Origin of the sequence: Ottowia thiooxydans DSM 14619, assembly GCF_000422885.1 — a bacterium.
GTDB lineage: Bacteria > Pseudomonadota > Gammaproteobacteria > Burkholderiales > Burkholderiaceae_C > Ottowia > Ottowia thiooxydans.
Genome location: NZ_KE383944.1, coordinates 109,247 through 127,168 on the forward strand (window position 1 = coordinate 109,247; position 17,922 = coordinate 127,168).

13 protein-coding genes are annotated in these 17,922 nt (G+C 59.7%); 10 read left to right on the plus strand and 3 right to left on the minus strand.

Annotated elements, in window-relative coordinates; translation table 11 throughout:
- The first annotated feature begins 168 nt into the window (after nucleotides 1-168).
- From G518_RS0132185 to G518_RS0132200, 4 genes are read left to right on the plus strand one after another with little or no spacing between them, the layout of a single operon-like run.
- Complete coding sequence (locus G518_RS0132185) at nucleotides 169-684, plus strand: Csu type fimbrial protein (protein ID WP_036596853.1); 516 nt, start codon at nucleotides 169-171, stop codon at nucleotides 682-684.
- Nucleotides 685-706: 22 nt separating this feature from the next.
- Nucleotides 707-1,444: a fimbrial biogenesis chaperone gene (locus tag G518_RS0132190; RefSeq protein WP_028605969.1), complete on the plus strand. Its 738-nt coding sequence runs from the start codon at nucleotides 707-709 to the stop codon at nucleotides 1,442-1,444.
- Nucleotides 1,395-3,782, plus strand: a complete 2,388-nt coding sequence (locus G518_RS38030; RefSeq protein ID WP_084652477.1) for a fimbria/pilus outer membrane usher protein — start codon at nucleotides 1,395-1,397, stop codon at nucleotides 3,780-3,782. Before G518_RS0132190 ends, G518_RS38030 begins: the two co-directional genes overlap by 50 nt.
- Before the next feature lie 29 nt (nucleotides 3,783-3,811).
- Entirely contained in the window at nucleotides 3,812-4,786 is a 975-nt protein-coding gene (locus tag G518_RS0132200; RefSeq protein ID WP_028605970.1) for a Csu type fimbrial protein, read from the plus strand.
- A gap of 8 nt (nucleotides 4,787-4,794) precedes the next feature.
- Here the strand turns inward: G518_RS0132200 and hemL are convergent, their stop codons facing one another.
- Both hemL and thiD read right to left on the minus strand, forming a co-directional pair.
- Nucleotides 4,795-6,108 carry a glutamate-1-semialdehyde 2,1-aminomutase gene (gene hemL, locus G518_RS0132205; RefSeq protein WP_028605971.1) on the minus strand — a complete coding sequence of 438 codons (1,314 nt, stop codon included), beginning with the start codon at nucleotides 6,106-6,108 and terminating at the stop codon, nucleotides 4,795-4,797.
- Complete coding sequence (gene thiD / locus G518_RS0132210; protein ID WP_028605972.1) at nucleotides 6,092-7,033, minus strand: bifunctional hydroxymethylpyrimidine kinase/phosphomethylpyrimidine kinase; 942 nt, start codon at nucleotides 7,031-7,033, stop codon at nucleotides 6,092-6,094. Before thiD ends, hemL begins: the two co-directional genes overlap by 17 nt.
- Before the next feature lie 88 nt (nucleotides 7,034-7,121).
- On the opposite strand from thiD, the gene G518_RS0132215 reads away from it, so the two are divergent.
- The 6 genes from G518_RS0132215 (at nucleotide 7,122) to G518_RS38035 (ending at nucleotide 17,313) form a co-directional block, all read left to right on the plus strand.
- Nucleotides 7,122-7,292: a rubredoxin gene (locus G518_RS0132215; RefSeq protein ID WP_084652479.1), complete on the plus strand. Its 171-nt coding sequence runs from the start codon at nucleotides 7,122-7,124 to the stop codon at nucleotides 7,290-7,292.
- 68 nt (nucleotides 7,293-7,360) lie between these two features.
- Nucleotides 7,361-7,756, plus strand: coding sequence for a response regulator (locus tag G518_RS0132220; RefSeq protein WP_028605974.1), 396 nt, complete (start codon nucleotides 7,361-7,363; stop codon nucleotides 7,754-7,756).
- Nucleotides 7,756-8,121, plus strand: coding sequence for a response regulator (locus G518_RS0132225; protein ID WP_028605975.1), 366 nt, complete (start codon nucleotides 7,756-7,758; stop codon nucleotides 8,119-8,121). Before G518_RS0132220 ends, G518_RS0132225 begins: the two co-directional genes overlap by 1 nt.
- A gap of 169 nt (nucleotides 8,122-8,290) precedes the next feature.
- The gene (locus tag G518_RS0132230; protein ID WP_028605976.1) at nucleotides 8,291-8,872 is read left to right on the plus strand and encodes a chemotaxis protein CheW; all 582 of its coding nucleotides are present in this window, start codon (nucleotides 8,291-8,293) and stop codon (nucleotides 8,870-8,872) included.
- A 24-nt stretch (nucleotides 8,873-8,896) separates the two neighbouring features.
- Entirely contained in the window at nucleotides 8,897-11,173 is a 2,277-nt protein-coding gene (locus G518_RS0132235) for a methyl-accepting chemotaxis protein (protein WP_028605977.1), read from the plus strand.
- Nucleotides 11,173-17,313 (plus strand): Hpt domain-containing protein, encoded by a 6,141-nt coding sequence (locus tag G518_RS38035; protein ID WP_051237652.1) that lies wholly within the window; start codon nucleotides 11,173-11,175, stop codon nucleotides 17,311-17,313. The genes G518_RS0132235 and G518_RS38035 overlap by 1 nt, the downstream gene beginning before the upstream one ends.
- A gap of 278 nt (nucleotides 17,314-17,591) precedes the next feature.
- Here the strand turns inward: G518_RS38035 and G518_RS0132245 are convergent.
- Nucleotides 17,592-17,922, minus strand: a 331-nt coding sequence (locus tag G518_RS0132245) for an integrase core domain-containing protein (RefSeq protein WP_028605978.1), incomplete at its 5' end; no start/stop codon positions are given.

Consider the following 17,922-nt stretch of genomic DNA (forward strand, 5'->3'; position numbering starts at 1 on the left):
CCAATAGTGCCAATTAGTTGGCACTATTGTTGTTTGATGTCTGTGAGCAAAGTGCATATGAAAAGTATCCGAATTTACAATCTTGTTACCGTTCCGGCCAAGTGAAACCAGGCTGGATCGATTGGCGGCTTCAGGCCGCTTTTCTATTCCCGTTTGCTGGAGATTCCCATGTTCAAGAAAGCACTTTCCACTGTTGCACTCGTGTCTGCGGCCGTTTTTTCCGGCCAAGCGATGGCAGATACCGCTCAGAGTAATTTCAAAGTCAAGATCACTATTCTCAAAAGCTGCTCAGTAGCTGCTGGCTCCGCGTCTGATATCAATCTCGGTTCCGTACTCTCAACGGCTACAGACACCAGCGGTTCCAACACCATCAGCGTGACTTGCTCCAAGAACACGCCGTATTTCATCGGTTTGGCACCGTCCAACAGCAATACTACTGGGGCTGGAGTTATGGCTCCCGAAGTCGTTGGGTCATCCCCCGACACTGTGCCCTACCAGTTGCACTCCGTTTCCGCCACCGGGCCCGTTTGGGGCAACACTGCCACCGCCGCGGCCATCGGTAATGGCGTGGCTGGCACGGGAACGGGTTTGGCCGTGAGCCACACGGTTTATGCGGTCGCCCCTAGTGCAAACTACACCCCCACCAGTTATGTCGACACGGTAACGGTCACCGTCAACTACTGACACGGGGAAAAGCTTGCTTGCTGTGCGTTTCATGTGGCTGGTCGGGGTGTTGTTGGGCGCGAGTGCCGCGAACGCGGCCGGCCTGCAGGTCGCTCCTGTCACTCTGACCCTCCAGTCCTCTCAGCAGGCGGATGGCCTGTGGCTGACCAACACCGACCAGGCTCAACTGGACGCACAAGTGCGTGTGTTCCGCTGGACCCAGCAAGACGGGCAAGAGCAGATGGAGCCTACGCGGGAATTGGTCATCAGCCCGCCTATGTTGCGGCTACCCGCTGGTGAGCGCCAACTGGTGCGGGTGATTCGCAGTGGCCCGCCTCCCGCCGCGACGGCAGAATCTGCTTACCGCGTGTTGATTGACGAGCTGCCGTTACCTCGGACAGAGGGCGCTTCAGGCGGCGAAGGCAAGGGCCTGAAGTTCGTGATGCGGCATTCATTGCCCATCTTCGTTTCGCCTGCTGGCGCACCACCCTCAGCGCCGCAACTGAAATGGACGCTCCGTAGCGAGGGAGTTCAAACGCTGCTCGAAGTCGCCAATAGCGGCGGCACCCATGCACAGCTGGCTGATCTGTGGTTCACAGACAGCACCGGAAATCGATTGTCCGTTCACAAAGGTCTCTTGGGATACGTTTTGCCCGGGGCCACCATGCGCTGGCAACTTCAGCTGCCAGCCGCCGCCACCGCCGCTTCGGGGCGCTGGCAGGTTTTGTTGAATGGACGCACTACGGAACAAGAGATTGCGCCGCCGGATCGGAAAAACTGAGCGGCGAAGTGCCTTGTTGGTGGTGGGGTTCGGCTTCGCGAGCGCGGCCGCAGCGCCTTTGCCAGTGGCCACTCTTGAGGTTCCCCGCTCCACGCTCAGTGCGCTTGCGTCAGCTGAGATCGAACTGTTTCTGGAGGTCTCCCTCAATGGGATGGCCCGCGGACTAAAGCCCTTTACCGAGCGCGCCGGGGAGCTGTGGGCCAGCGCGGAGGTGCTCCGCCAATTGGGCTTTGTACTCCCTGATGGGGTGGCCACACAGCAACGGCTACGCGCGTTACCTGATGTCGTGGTGAATTACGACGTGCAGCGCCAGCGCATAGAGTTCACTGCACCGCTCGCCATGCTGCAACTTCCCACCACCGTGGTTGGGGCGCCAGGGGTGGTTGAACGACCGGCAGTGACCTCGACGGGTCTGTTGCTCAACTACGATCTCTATGGCACGCAAAACAGTGGCGCCAGCCTTGGTTTGTTCACAGAACTGCGCGCCTTCAGCGGCGAATCTGTGTTCAGCGCCACGGATCTGCTGCAGCACGCCAAGGCCCAATCCGGAAGTACGCAGCAAGCTCGATCGGTGCGCCTGGACACCACCTGGAGCCGTTCCTTTGCGGACCAGATGCTGACTCTGCGCGTGGGCGATACGGTGACCGGGGCGCTGCCCTGGTCTCGTGCCACTCGCATCGGCGGCATCCAACTGGCGCGCAATTTCGGGCTGCAACCCTATCGCCAGACCGCACCACTTCCGGGCTTCATTGGTTCGGCCACGTTGCCCTCGCAAGTGGAGTTGTTCGTTAACGGTATTCGCCAGTTCAACGGACAGGTACCTGCAGGACCATTCCAGCTCAATACCCTGCCGAGCGTCAATGGCGCCGGTACAGCGCAGGTGGTGCTCACCGATGCCCTTGGCCGTGCCACCACTTTGGATTTTTCGCTCTACGACGCTGGTCGTTTGCTGGCCCCTGGGCTGACGGACTGGACGGTGGACCTTGGCGTGGTGCGCCGCAACTATGGACTCCGCTCTTTGGACTACGGCAGAGAGCTTCTGCTCAGCGGCACCTATCGCCGCGGCCTGAGCGATCGCTTCACCCTGGAAGGGCATGCGGAGGCCATGCGAGGCCTTGTGTTGGCCGGCGTGGGAGGTGTGCAGCAACTGGGTGGGGCTGGGCTGATCTCAGGCTCGCTTGCGCGTAGCCAGCATAGCGCGGGCAGCGGTATGCAGGGCAGTTTGAGCTGGAGCTGGATACAAAACCAATTCAACGCCGGTTTGAGCGGCACACGCACTCAAGGCGACTACCGCGATGCGGCTACGCAGTACGGCGCATCACCCCCCAAGGCTAGCGCCCGCGCCACGGTGGGCTACAGCGCAGGCGAATGGGGCAGCTTTAACCTGAGCTATTTCTTGTTGCAACCTGTGGGGGAAGCGCGGACCCGATACGCCAGCCTGAATTGGTCTCGTTCGATCGGGCGAGTGGCGTCGCTGTCTGTGGGCATGAATCAGAACTTGAGCAAGCGCCAGGATCGCGGTGTGTTCGTGACTCTGAACTGGCTCCTGGATACGCGAACCAGCGCGGGCGTGAGTTTCCAGCACGATGCACAGGCTGGAACCAGCGGGCTGGCCAGTGTGCAGCAATCACCAGGAAACGAAGGCGGGTGGGGCTGGCGTGCCGCAGCGCGCGTGGGCGGCACTTCCGCCGGGGGGCAGGGTGAGGTCAACTATCTGGGCCGCTATGGTCGTGTGCAGGCCGGTGTGAGCGATTTCGGCAACGGAAGCCGCTATGGCTATGCAGGGGCGAGCGGGTCCATGGTGCTGATGGGGGGGCACGGCTTCGCTGCACGGCGAATTGACGGCGCCTTTGCGGTCGTTGACACGGACGGCGTGCCGGGCGTGCCAGTGAAGTTGGAAAATCGTCTCATGGGGCAGACCGACGAGCGCGGCCTGATGCTGGTGGTGCCAGTCAACGCTTATCAGAACAACAAGCTGGCCATCGATCCCATGCAGTTGCCGGCTGATCTGCGGGTTGGGCGCGCCGAGGCGCTATTCACCCCCAGTGATCGAGCGGGCTCACGGGTACGCTTTGATATCACTCCAGTTCGGGCGGCCAACGTGGCGTTGGTGGATGGTGAAGGCAGGCCGCTGGCCATGGGGAGCCAGGTGAAAGTGAACGGACGCAGTGGTGAAGGAGAGTGGGTTGGATACGATGGGCTGGTGTATCTGGAGGACTTGTCTGAAGACAATTCGCTTGCGGTTCATACGCCAGAAGGCCTTTGCAAGGCGCGTTTTGCCTGGGGCAAATCCCCTACGGGTGTTGCTCAGATCGGGCCTTTGGCTTGTTTGCCCTGAGAAGGCCTGATGTTGAAAGGACGTATGGCATGAGCCTGAAAATCTGTAGATGGTCTTGGCGTTCATGGTTGTTGTTGTGCCTGATGATGAGCGCGAGCGTCGCGGCGCAGGCGCAGAGTTGCTGGGAGACGGGTGGCAACTTGAACATGGCTTTTGGCTCAGTCAATGTGGGAGGGACGGCTGACACCACGTCTACCGCCTCCTTCACCTGCCAATCTAATAGTGCTGTGGCCTATGTCAGGGCTTGCCTGTATGTTTCTGAGGGGCCTGGCGGCGGCAGTGATATGTCTGGCGTCAATCCACGCAAGATGACGAACTACAACGCAGGCGCCCTGGCCTATACGCTCTATTCGGACGCCAGCCGTACTCAGGTGCTAGGGCCTCAGGGAGCTAGTTATGCGGTTTACGAGAAAACCTTAACAATCCCTGGCGGCTGGAACACCGCGCAGTTGGATTTCTCTGTTTTCGGGCGCATCGGCACGCTGCCTCTGAGTACGGCGGCGGGCTCATATCAGGCTCAGTTCAGCGGTGCCACTCTCGTGTACTCAATGGCAGGCAATGCCATGCCCGCGAGCTGTATACAGTCCGGCTACGGCACGGCAAACAAGTACTTCCAGACTTCAGTCAGTGTGTCCAATAGCTGTGCCGTCAGCGTGAGCGCCACTCCCCTGGATTTCGGCACTGCAACGTCGCTCACCACCCAGGTAGACAGCGTGTCTACGATCGCCATGACATGTCCGCCCAATACAAGCTGGACTCTGGGTCTGAACTATGGCGTGAATGCGGCCGGCACGCAGCGCCGAATGGTGAACGCCGGTGCGTACGTGAACTATGGCCTCTTCCGAGATAGCAATCGCACATTGCCCTGGGACAATTCGAGCAATGTCATGACGGGTAGCGGCAGCAGCCCGAGCAGTGTCACGGTCTATGGCCGTGTTCCTGCGCAGCCTTCAGTCAGCCCTGGCAGCTACAGCGATACCGTGACGGTGACGCTGACCTATTAAGCCAGGTGCTACTTTTGCGCCATTTCGCGGAAAACGTCCCTCGCCGCGGCGACGGTCTCAGCGATGTCCGCTTCAGTATGGGCGGCACTGACGAAGCCGGCTTCATAAAGCGCAGGCGCCAGGTAAATGCCGCGATCCAGCAAGCCATGGAAAAGCTGGTTGAACCGGGCTGAGTCGCTTTTCATCACTTCGGAGTAATTGCTGGGCAGTTCAGGGAGAAGGAAAAAGCCGAACATGCCGCCCTCGCAATCGACCGAGAAAGCAACCCCTTCAGCGTCGGCTGCTGCCTTCAGCCCATCCACCAGAGAGCGGGTTTTTCGCGATAGCTCTTCGAAAAATCCGGGCTTCTTGATTTCCCGCAGGGTGACCAGCCCGCAGGCTGTTGCCACCGGGTTCCCGCTGAGTGTGCCGGCCTGGTAAACCGAACCGAGAGGTGCCAGGTGCTCCATGACCGCGCGTTTGCCGCCGAAAGCGGCCAGTGGCATGCCCCCGCCAATAACCTTGCCCATCACGGTGATGTCTGGCTGAAACCCGGGGATCTGTTTCGCATAGACGCTTTGGGCGCTGCCTAGCGCCACGCGGCAACCGGTCATGACCTCGTCATAGATGAGAAGTGCGCCATGCTTGGTGCACAGCTCACGGCAGCGACGAGTGAATTCCACAGTGGCGCGCACAAAATTCATGTTGCCGGCAATCGGCTCGATGATGAGGCCCGCGATTTCTTTGCCATGCAGGGCGAAGGCTTCTTCGAGCTGGACGAGGTTGTTGTACTCCAGCACCAGCGTGTGCTGCACCACCTCGGGCGGCACGCCGGCACTTGTTGGGTTGCCAAACGTGGCCAGACCAGAGCCGGCCTTCACCAGCAGCGCATCTGCGTGGCCGTGGTAACAGCCCTCGAATTTGATGATCTTGCTGCGTCCGGTGGCACCGCGTGCCAAGCGGATGGCTGTCATTCCCGCTTCCGTGCCGGAGCTGACCAGACGCACCATTTCCATCGATGGCACCAGCGAGATGATTTCTTCAGCCAGCTCGATTTCTCGCTCAGTGGGCGCACCGAACGAAAACCCTTCCATAGCGGCTTTTTGCACCGCATCCAAAACGGCAGGGTGGCCGTGGCCCAGGATCATGGGGCCCCAAGAGCCGATGTAATCAATATGGCGCCGTTCGTTGGCATCCCAAAAGTAGGCCCCTTGGGCCCGTTTGACGAATCGTGGGGTGCCGCCTACGGCTTTGAAGGCTCGCACCGGCGAGTTGACGCCTCCAGGAATAACGCGGCGCGCGCGCTCCATCAAGGTTTCATTGAGATCAGTGCTTGGTTTCATTGAATGGATTCGGGATATCGAGAGAAGAGCCTAGCTCGGGGGCCTCTTCGGAAAGGGGGTCGTCGGTTTCCGCCCAGAACAGGCGATCGGCCACAGCGTGGCCCATGCCAGGGTGAAAACCGTGATCGAGCGCTTGATCCAGATACTGCAGAGCTTCCGCGGTCGCTTCGTTCAGATCTGAGCCCATCGCCAGTAGTGCTGCCAGCGCCGCCGAGAGAATATCGCCAGATCCTACGAAGGACGCATCAATGCGCTCAAAGGATTGGGACACGAGCTCAGCTTGCGGCGAGGCCAGTACGTTACCGATCTGGCCACCAGGCAAGGCCAACCCGGTCGCCAGCACATAGGAAACGCCGTATTGCGCCGCTGCGCGTGCCAGGTCGGTGGTGCGGGAGTAGCGCTGGGTGGAAGATTCGGGCAACAGCCAATGTCGCAAGGTGCTGTTGTTACCGACCAACACCGCTGTTTGCGGCAGCAGCAGGTCGCGAAAGGCATCGAGATAGGAGTCAATCTCGTGGTCGTCCCACCAAGAGAGATCTGGCATGTAGGCAATCAGGGGTGTGTCCGCATAGTCGGCGGCGAAAGCCGCGATCGCTGCGACGGCCTCCGTGCTGCCAGCGAAGCCGACCTTGATCACCTGCAGGGGAATGTCTTCGGCGACCATGCGCGCCTGTTCGATCACGAATGAGTCGTCTAGCGCCGCGTGGCCTATGGTTTCCCGGGAATCGCGCAGGTACGCCCCGGTAGCCACAGGCAGCGCGTGGGCTCCCACTGAGGCGATAACCATCGCATCCCCGGTCAAGCCTCCAGCGCCGGTAGGGTCGCTGGCATTGAAGCTGAGCACGCAGGGAAGGAGAAATACTTCCGCAGATTCGTCAGGAGTGTCGCTATCTTGCGACGAGGGGACCACACCGGTTCCAGTCATTGAGCGCTATTCAAGCCATTGGGTGACAAGTGCAGTGCACCCATCGATACAATCGATTGCATTCTATGCGAGTACCCCATAAGCTGTAATGGAAACTAAAACCTGGATGTGTTTGATCTGCGGATGGCTCTACGACGAAGCCACCGGTGCGCCTGAACATGGTATTGCCCCTGGCACCCCATGGGAGCAGGTTCCTATGAATTGGACCTGCCCCGAATGTGGTGCGAGGAAAGAAGATTTCGAAATGGTGCAGATCTGAGTGGATCCAACGGGCGGCGCAAGGTTCCCTGGGAAGGGTCTTGGTCACCATAACCTGAGGAGAATAGGGTGGGTTTAAACGGATCGAGGAAGGTGTTGGTCATTGATGACAGCAACACCATACGGCGCAGCGCCGAGATTTTTCTCAAGCAAGGTGGCCACGAAGTCATGTTGGCGGAGGACGGCTTTGATGCGCTGGCCAAGGTCAACGACAGCCACCCAGACCTGATTTTCTGCGACATCTTGATGCCGCGGCTTGATGGTTACCAGACGTGCGCCATTATCAAGCGCAACGAAAAATTCGCGTCGACCCCTGTGGTCATGCTGTCTTCACGGGACGGTGTATTCGACAAGGCGCGTGGCCGCATGGTCGGCTCGCAGGAGTATTTGACCAAACCGTTCACCAAAGATCAGTTGCTGCTAGCCGTGCAGCAATTTGTTGCCCCTGACAAGGAAGCCGTGTAATGCCAATCCGCAACTTGCTGGTAGTAGACGATTCCAAGACGGAATTGATGTACCTTGGAGAGATGCTCACCAAGGCCGGTTATTCCGTCACGACGGCCGAAAACGGAGACGAAGCGCGTCTTCGCCTTGAGGAGGCCAAGCCCGATCTGATCCTGATGGATGTGGTGATGCCTGGGCAAAATGGATTCCAGCTGACACGCAGCATCGCGAGAGATCCTCGTTTTGCTGATGTGCCCATCATCATCTGCACGAGCAAGAACCAGGAAACCGATCGCGTTTGGGGCATGCGACAAGGTGCGCGTGACTACATCACCAAACCCGTAGACCAAACCGAACTCCTCTCCAAGATCAAAGCCTTGGAGTGAGGCGGTGTGAATGACCCTTTGCGTGGCGTGACCCTTTGTTTTCTTCAGAAGATCGCATGAAAATTATTTCTCCAATCTCTCAAGACGTTCACTTTTTGGGTGAGGGTGTCATGCGTTCGTGTGGGTCTTTTTCTGGCGCTTCCAGCGCCTGTTTCTAACTTGGCCAGGTATGGCGACTAAACAGGCTCTCCGCGAATTCCAGAACCGGCTGAACGAGCGTTTGCAATCGGCTCGTTCCACCGGCGTGTCTGCGTCCTGGCTGGCGGTGGAGGCGGGCGCGTCCAAATTGCTGCTGCCTCTCAGCCATGCCGGTGAGATATTTACTTCCACCCAGGTGAGGCCAGTGCACTACGCGCACAGCTGGTTTCTGGGGGTTGCGAACCTCCGCGGAGGCTTGTTGGGGGTGGTCGAGTTGGCCACTTTCATCGCTGAGCAGCGGGCAGCGGCAAGTGGCCAAGCCTGGGGCGACGCCCCTGCGGTGGGTGTCAAAGATGTGGTGCGGGGCGAGAACATGCAGGCACAAAGTCGCTTGGTCGCCCTGAACCCAGTGCTTGAAGTCAATTGTGCGCTGCTGGTGGACCGGCTGCTGGGCTTGCGCACCACGGATGCGTTTATCACCTCCGGGCTACCGGCCCAAGGGGCGCCTTCCTATTTTGGCCACACCTACACTGATTCCGAGGGAGTCGAGTGGCAAGAAATCAACCTGCAAACCCTTTCGCAAGATCCAGCCTTTCTGGGCATTGGTGCGTAATACCTCCTATCCGAAGGTCAATTCATGTCGCTTGCTGATCAACTTTCGAGCTTATTCAAGAAACGACCGCGGGATCCCCGCCCCGAGGCAGATGAGACCGCCGAAGCTCCCTTTCGCTGGGGTCCGACCGGCGCGGCAGCTCTTGCACCCAGCCATGAGGTGAGCTCAGACCACGTGGGCATTGAATCTGGGTTCGGCGACGAAGAGAGCGAAAACCAGGCGAAGTCATTGCGCGAGGCAACCACGATCAAGGTGCCACTGCTGGGCCGCAGAAGTGCCCAGGAACATCAAAGGCTGCTCTCGATCTTGCTGGCGGTGTCGCTGCTCGTGTTGGCTCTTATCGTCTACCGAGGTATATCAAAGTCCGATCAGGAAACTCAGCAGGTGGGTGCTGTCGGGCAAGCGCTTGTGCAAGCGCAGCGGATGGCGAAATCTGTAGCGCAGGCTGTCTTGGGCAACGCGCAGGCATTTCCTGAGTTGAAGGAAAGCTCCGCCAAGTTGGTTGAAGACGTGCGCGGGCTGCGTTCGGGTAACGCGAACATCTCCGCGCTCGACAGTGCATACGAGTCAGAGTTGAGTGCGATCGGGCAATTGGTCGATCGCGCTGAAAAGAACACTGCGATGGTGGTGGCTCAGCAAAAAACCCTGACCCAGGTCGGAGTTTCCCTGCGTGCCATTAGTCGGCAATCGTCTGACCTGCTTGAGGTCGCCGAATCGGTGTCATCGCTCAAGTTGCAACAAAATGCGCCAGCCGTCGAGATTGCCGCAGCTGGTCAGCTGGTCATGCTGACACAGCGCGTAGGCAAATCAGCCACCGAATTCCTCACACCTGAAGGGGTGAGCCCGGAGGCTGTGTTCCTGCTGGGCAAAGATTTGAATTCCTTCAAGGAAATCGCAGAGGGCTTGTTGTCTGGCAACCAGGAGTTGCGCCTGTCAGCCGCGAAGGACGAGCAGACCCGGGAGCGCGTGAAGGCTTTGCTCAAGGTGTATGAAGATACCCGGGCGCAGGCTGATGGGATTTTGGGAAATCTGCAGGGTTTGGTTTCGACGCGCGAGGCTGAAAGCTCCATCGTGGCAGACAGCGAACCGCTGCGCAAAGCCCTGGATGGACTGCAGTCGCGTCTTTCCTCGGATTCGGGGATGAGCTGGTTCAATCTGGTGGTGCTGCTTGGCTCCGCTCTTCTGGCCATTTTGGCGGCCGTTGGCCTGGGATATGTCCAGTTGTTGGAAAGTCAGCAGCGGCAACGAATGGCGGATCACCAACGTCTGGCCGCCGAGCAGCAGGAGCAGGAAGCCAAACGCGTGAACGATGCCAACCAGGCTGCCATTTTGCGTTTGATGAACGAATTGCAAACGGTGGCCGAGGGTGATCTGACGCAGGAAGCCACCGTTACCGAAGACATCACGGGCGCCATCGCTGACTCGGTGAACTACACCGTGGAAGAGTTGCGCTCGCTGGTGGGTAACGTGCAAAGCACGGCAACGCGGGTGGCGCAAACCACTTCGCGGGTGGAGAACACCTCCGCTGAGCTGTTGGCCACATCAACCGAGCAACTGCGCGATATTCGCGAGACGGGGCAATCCGTACTCGACATGGCGGCTCGAATTAACGATGTGTCTGCCCAGGCTCAGGAATCGGCCTCGGTGGCGCGGCAATCGCTGCTGGCGGCGGAATCGGGGTTGACGGCGGTGCATGACGCTATTGGCGGCATGAACTCGATTCGCGATCAAATTCAGGAAACCTCCAAGCGGATCAAGCGCCTGGGTGAGTCGTCGCAAGAAATTGGTGAAATCACAGAGCTGATCGCCGACATTACGGAGCAGACCAACGTCCTGGCTCTGAACGCGGCGATTCAAGCCGCGTCCGCCGGTGAGGCTGGCCGAGGTTTCTCGGTGGTGGCCGAGGAGGTTCAGCGCTTGGCCGAACGTTCTGGCGACGCCACCCGCCAAATCGCGGCTCTGGTGAAAGCTATTCAGACCGACACGCAAGATGCCGTGGCCGCCATGGAGCGATCCACCCAAGGTGTGGTGCAGGGCGCTCGATTGTCAGATAACGCAGGTACCGCGCTCACCGAGATCGATCGAGTGTCGCGCAGACTGGCGGAGCTGATTGAGCAGATCTCGGCTTCAGCTGCCAAGGAAGCTGCTGAGGCCAATGATGTGGCTAGCAATATTCAGCACATTTTCGCGGTGACCGAGCAGGCTGGTGAGAGCACCCGCACGACTGCAGCCCAGGTGCGGGATCTCGCACGCATGGCTGATGAACTACGTCAATCCGTGGCACGGTTCAAGATCGGTTGATGTCTGGAGCGAATGTGATTACTCGTGGCGTTGCCGTGGCTGATGTAGGAGATCTCGGGCCTTTGGCTTGGGTCTTGGAAGAGACGCGTCGGTCGATCGAAGCATCCGCCAAGGCGCTCAAGCGTTTCGCGCGTGAAACCGAATCGGCGCGAGGCGTCGAATTCTCCAGTGTGGATGCCGGCCAATTGCGTATGGCGCGGCAACAGATCCATCAGGTGGTAGGCGCCTTGGAGATGATTGGCCAAAGCGTGGCAGCACGCATGGTTCGAGGCATGGAAGGTGCAGTGCAGCAGTTCGTGTTGCACCCCGATAAGTGCAGTGAATCGGCCGCCAGCACACTGGAGCGTGCGGGGTTCGCGTTACTCGAATATCTTGAGAGCCAGCTTGGGGAGCATCCTCGCCCGGCACTTGGCCTCTTTCCCCAATTTCGCCAGGTGCAGCAGATGGCGGGTGCCGACCGTGTGCACCCCGCAGATCTTTGGCACGTGTCCTGGCGCTGGGCTGATCCTTCGGGGCCCGTCGCCTCGCAGAAAACCCCGTATGGGAAAGAGGTTCGCACGCAACTTGATCAACGCGTGCTCAAGATCATGCGAGATGGAGATGTCAACGCGGCATCTGAGCTCAGCGTGGTCTGTCTTGGCCTGTCAGATGGTGAGACAGTCAAGCAACCAGCCATTTTCTGGCGAGTGGCAGCCGGTTTTTTTGAAGCATTGGGCCAAACGCTCATCCCCTCGGATACCTACGCGCGGCGTGCAGCCTCCCGCGTTCTGCTGCAGTACGCTTCTCTGGCGCGTGGCGACCATTCCGTGTCGGATAGGTTGGCGCTGGATCTGCTTTTCTTTTGTGCGCAGGCACGCCCTGTTGCAAACGAGCGGGCTCCCATGCTGGAGTCCGTGCGTCAAGCGTGGGGGCTGGGAGCTCACGAGGCGGTGGCCTATGAAGAGCCCATGTTCGGGCTTTTCGACCCCTCTGTGCTGGCACAAGCTCGTCGGCGCGTGGAGGCCGTTAAGGAGAACTGGTCCGCTCTTGCCGGTGGTGACATGGCGCGGCTCAAGAGCTGCGTTGATCAATTCGGCTTGGCGGCTGAGTCGCTGGTCAAGTTGCACCAGCGTGGCAAGCCGCTGGCCGATGCGCTGACGCAAGTCGCCGCGCACACGGCCCAGTCGAATCAGCCGCCTACAGCGGAGCTGGCCATGGAAACGGCCACTGCTATTCTGTTCCTGGAGGCTTCGTTCTCCGATTTTCAGCCTGGCGATCCGCAATTTACTGATCGGATTCTGGCCTTGGCCAACCGGTTGAACGTAGTGCGCCTGGGCGGTAAGCCGCAAGCGCTCGAGCCCTGGATGGAGGAGCTCTACCGCGGTTTCAGCGAGCGCCAAACCATGGGCACGGTGATCGGCGAGTTGCGCATCACTTTGGGTGAGGCAGAGCAGCATCTCGATCGCTTTTTCCGCAACCCCGCTGATCTGACGACCTTAGAGCCCGTTCCAGGGCTGATGTCGCAGATGCGCGGCGTGTTGTCTGTGTTGGGGTTGGAGCAGGCTGCCTTGGCGGTAGGCCACATGCGCAACACTATCGAAAATCTGCTGATTGGCCAGCTCGACATCGATCAGGCGCGCAGCGATGGGACGTTCGAGCGATTCGGCACCAGCCTTGGCGCGCTGGGTTTTCTGATTGACATGCTGGCCTATCAGCCGGTGCTTGCCAAGAAACTGTTTGCCTACAACTCGGTAACGGGTGAACTCACTCCCTTGATGGAGCGGGCTCCGGCGGAGTCGGTCCCCGCGGTTGAGGCTATCGCTGCGGAGCCAGTGATCGACCTGATCGAGCTCGATCTTGATATCGGCAGCCATGTAGAGCCAGAAAGCACCGATGAGCTCTTGGGCTCAACCTCGCCGGGCCAGTTGTTGCCGCTGGAAGACGAGCCGATGCAATCCTTGCTCGCCCCGCTGGAGCAGCTCGCGATCACGGCCGCCTTGGACGAAAAACCAGCTCTCGCCCATGCCGCCAATCAGGCCGCAGAAGCGGTGCGTGAGCAGGACGAACAGGCCTTGTCAGGAGCCTTGCGTCATCTGGATACAGTGTCCCGGTCGGACGAGCCGGTGCGCGAGCCCGAGCCTACAGCGGTAAGCTGGGGCGAAGAGGACGATGAAAGCGACCTGCTCGACATCTTCCTGGAAGAGGCGAGTGACGTTGTACGCGCGGGAACTGACGCGCTGCAAGCTCTGCAAACCGACCCTGCTGACATGGTGCAGCAGACCATCTTGCGGCGTGCCTTCCATACGCTCAAGGGCAGCTCGCGCATGGTCGGATTGACCGAGTTCGGGGACGCTGCGTGGTCCATGGAGCAACTACTCAATTCCTGGTTGGCCGAATACAAGCCGGTGACTGAGGACTTGCGCGAATTCTCCAGCGAAGCTATTGAAGCTCTTGGCCGCTGGATCGAAGATATCGCGGCCAAGACCGATACGCATTGGCAGGCCGCGCCTTTCAGCCTGGCCGCGGATGCACTGCGAACGCAAGACCAGCGCCTCCCGCTGCTCCTGGATAGCGTAGAAACGGTTGAGGCAACCGAGCCAGCTGAGTCAACCGAGGCGATCGAAGCAACCGAGGTGATCGAAGTCGTCGAGGAAAGCTCGCCGGATGCAGCGTTCATCGCTGATCTGAATGCCGAAGTTAGTGAGTCAGCCGTTTCTGCTGATTCCATCGACCTGCTTGACCTGGGACTCGAAGCATTTGAGGAGGCTCCAGGGCAAAACGCAGACACAACTCGTGTCCAGGTCCAGGATGAAGGAATTTCTGCCACTGAGCCTGAAGAGGCGACGATGCTTGATTTTCTCGATCTACCGGATCTTGATCTTGAAAGCCCCGTCGCAGTCGACAGCCTCGAAGCAGGCGTCACGGATGTCGGTCGCACCGAAGTCGCTCCCTCGCAGACGATACAAGGCGATCAGGATTTCATGCTGGAATGGAACTTCGCGGAAGACGGCGTTGCCGATTCCGCCGGAGAATCCCCTGCTGAGGCGTTACCGCTTGAAGCCACGGAATTTTTGCCGGAGCAGCTTGCGCCCGAACTCCCACCCGTCCACCAGGAGTTCACGGCATTTGCTGCGCCACTGCCATTTGAATTGCCGGATCTGGAGCTCGAGGCCCCAGCCGCGGAGGTCGAGCCAGAGCTCGTAGCTTCTGGCAATGAGGTCAAGCATATTGGTGCGCTTCGCATCAGCATTCCGCTCTATAACGTCTATCTGAATGAGGCGGATGAGTGGTCAAGGGTGCTGCTTAACGAGCTCTCCGAATGGTCCATGGAGCTTCAGCGGCCGCTGCCGGAAGCGGCGAATTCCAGCGCGCATTCTTTGGCGGGAAGTTCGGCCACGGTGGGGTTCACCGACCTCTCCAGCCTTGCGCGTGCGGTGGAGCACGCCTTGCAGCGGCTGCATGGGCAGAGCGTGGGGTCTGCACTTCAAGCAAGCGTTCTGATTGAGGCTGCAGAAGAAATCCGGCGCTTGCTGCACCAGTTCGCAGCAGGTATCTTGAAGGAGCCTGCGCAAGCTGTTCTGCAGGCGGTGCACGATCTGGAACCGGTAGATTCGGATGGTCAGGCGCCGCTCTCGGATGCCGAGAGTTTCAGCGCGTTTGGCCTGGAAGAACGCACCTCTTTCAACGACGCCAAAGCAGAAGCAGAGCGGGAAGGCCATCGGTCTGTTCAAGACTCGTTCATCAATGCGCCTGCGAAGGTTGTCACGATCGATGACGCGCCGGTTCATGCCATCGCTGACCTGATCGACGTCGCGGACGCCGTAGACGAAGATCTGCTCCCGATTTTCCTGGAGGAAGCCGAGGAATTGCTTCCACAGATGAGCACTGCGCTGCGGCGGTGGATTTCACATCCGGATGATCTGGGCGCGCGTGGTCAAGTGCTGCGCGGTCTGCATACGCTCAAAGGCAGTTCGAGATTGGCTGGCGCCATGCGCCTGGGTGAGATGGCTCACCGGACGGAATCGGCCATTGAGCTACTGGGAACTGGCACGCTGACCGAGGCTGATCTCGAACCCATGCTTGATCACCTGGACGAGCTGCAATCTGGTTTGCAACGACTGCAATCCCGCCAGGCCACCTTTGTCATTTCCGATGTGCCCCCCGCGCCGATTATTCCGGTGCTGGAGAGCCCTGCGATTGAGGTCGCTCCCGTCCATGCGGGCGAGCCGGTACCTCGGGGTCATGTGGCGTTGCCAGCCGAGCTGTCGCTGGTCAGTTCTCGTGTGGCCGCTAGCCAGATCGTTCGGGTGCGCTCGCAATTGTTGGACCGGCTGGTCACCGAGGCGGGCGAAGTAATCACTTCACGCACGCGCCTGGAGTCCGAGGTCAAGCAAGTTCGCGGGTTGCTGACCGATCTCACTGGCAACTTGGATCGCTTGCGGGTGCAACTGCGCGATGTCGAGCTTCAGGCCGAAACGCAGATGCAGTCGCGGCTGGCGCTCTCCAAAGACGCTCAGCAGAATTTTGATCCGCTGGAGTTTGACCGCTTCACCCGTATGCAAGAGCTTACGCGGATGATGGCGGAATCGGTGAATGACATCGGTACGGTGCAACGCAGCTTGCAATTGACCGTTGAAGCCAGTGAAGATAACTTGGCTGCACAGGCGCGGTTGTCGCGAGAGTTGCAAAGGGATCTGCTCCGTACGCGGATGGTCGAATTTGAGGCTATCTCCGAGCGGCTCTATCGCACCGTTCGCCAGGCATCGAAGGAAACGGAAAAGCGGGTCCGGCTGGAGATCACCGGTGGTTCCATCGAGATGGATCGCGGAATCCTAGAGCGCATGGCTCCCGCCTTCGAGCACTTGCTGCGAAATTGTGTGGTGCACGGCATCGAGCAGGCCGCGGTTCGCGCACAACGAGGGAAGGCTCCTGAGGGTCTGGTTTCCATCGTGGTGCAGCAGGCCGGTAACGATGTCTCAGTGGAATTCCGCGACGATGGCGGCGGCTTTGACCTAGCTCGCATCCGGGCGCGTGCTCTCGAAGCAGGCTTGGTGACGGCCGAGCAGGAATTGACTGGGGTTGAATCTACCAATCTGATTTTTGGCGCCGGGTTCAGTACGGCGGCCCAGGTGACCGAGTTGGCCGGGCGAGGCATCGGCCTCGACGTGGTGCGCTCTGAGATCCAGGCGCTGGGCGGACGCGTTGAAACCAGCTCCCAGGAAGGTCAGGGGAGTTCCTTCAAGTTGGTGATGCCACTCACCACGGCGGTGACCCATGTGGTCATGTTGCGAGCGGGTAACCTGGTCGTGGGCGTTCCCTCGAACCTGGTCGAGCTCGTTCAGCGGGCTCGGGCGGATGGTCTGCATCAAGCCTACGAAACGGGCAGTTACGCTCATGGCGGCCAGGAATTGCCGTTCTTCTGGCTGGGTGCATTGCTGCAGAATTCTCGGCGCGGCTTGCAATCATCAGACAAGCATGCGTCTGTGGTGATCTTGCGCAGTGCTGAGCAGCGCATTGCTCTGCACGTGGATGAGGTGTTGAACAACCAGGAAGTAGTGGTGAAAAACCTGGGCCCGCAGCTGTCGCGCTTGCCTGGTCTGGTGGCCATCACCGCGTTGGCTTCGGGTTCCGTGGTCCTCATTTACAACCCGGTGGCGCTGGCCACTGTGTATGGGGAGCAGGCGCGCGCGCTCACTGCGTCGTCCGATGATGCAGGCCAGTCCACTGGCCATGTTGATTTGGCGTCTGAGCGGGATCAGCGCGAGGAGGCTCCTCTGGTGCTGGTGGTGGACGATTCGATCACGGTGCGCCGCGTGACCCAGCGCATGCTTCAGCGCGAAGGTTACCGAGTCGCGCTGGCGGCCGATGGCCTGCAAGGGCTGGAGCGCCTGCAGATTGAGCGACCCAGTGTGGTGCTGTCGGATATCGAGATGCCTCGTATGGATGGCTTCGATTTCGTTCGAAACATACGTGCTGACGAGCATCTGCGTGATCTGCCTATCATCATGATCACCTCGCGCATCGCTGAAAAACATCGCGAGCATGCTCGTGAGTTGGGGGTCAACCATTACCTTGGTAAGCCGTATTCGGAAGAAGAGTTGCTGCGTCTGGTAGCGACGTATACGCACATGCCTGCCGAGGAGACACCGCGGCCGGCGTGAGTGACCTGTGAAAATGTTTCCAGGAGCGTTCTTGCGACGTCCTGGGCGCGGGGGCCTTAACTCTCTCCCCCATGGGAGGGCGCGGGAGTCTTAACTCCCTTTCCCCATTGGGAGGGGGCGGGGGCTTAACTCCCTCTCCCTCTGGGAGAGGGCGGGGGTGAGGGCAAGCGGCGGTTGATTTATTCGCAGCGCTAACTAGTTGCCGTCTGCGCTTTTCTTGAGGTCGGAGGCCGGGATATGCCCCCGGCAGTGTGTGCTGGTCAAGTAATTTCGGACACCTAGATAGGGGCACGTACTGCCATGTGTCGTTCATAGACATTGGGAGGCAGATAACCCAGGCTCGAGTGCAGGCGGCGGCTGTTGTAGAAGCCGACGATGTAGTCGCAGATGTCGGCAGCGGCTTCAGCGTGGTTGGCGTAGTCGCGCTGCCACACACGTTCCATCTTGAGGTTCAGGAAGAAGCGCTCCATCACGGCGTTGTCCCAGCAGTTGCCCTTGCCGCTCATGCTAGCGCGCAGACCATGGCGTGCCAGCAACTGCTGATGCTCGCGGCTGGCGTACTGGCTGCCCCTGTCGGAATGAACGATGAGTCCTGCAGCAGGTCGACGC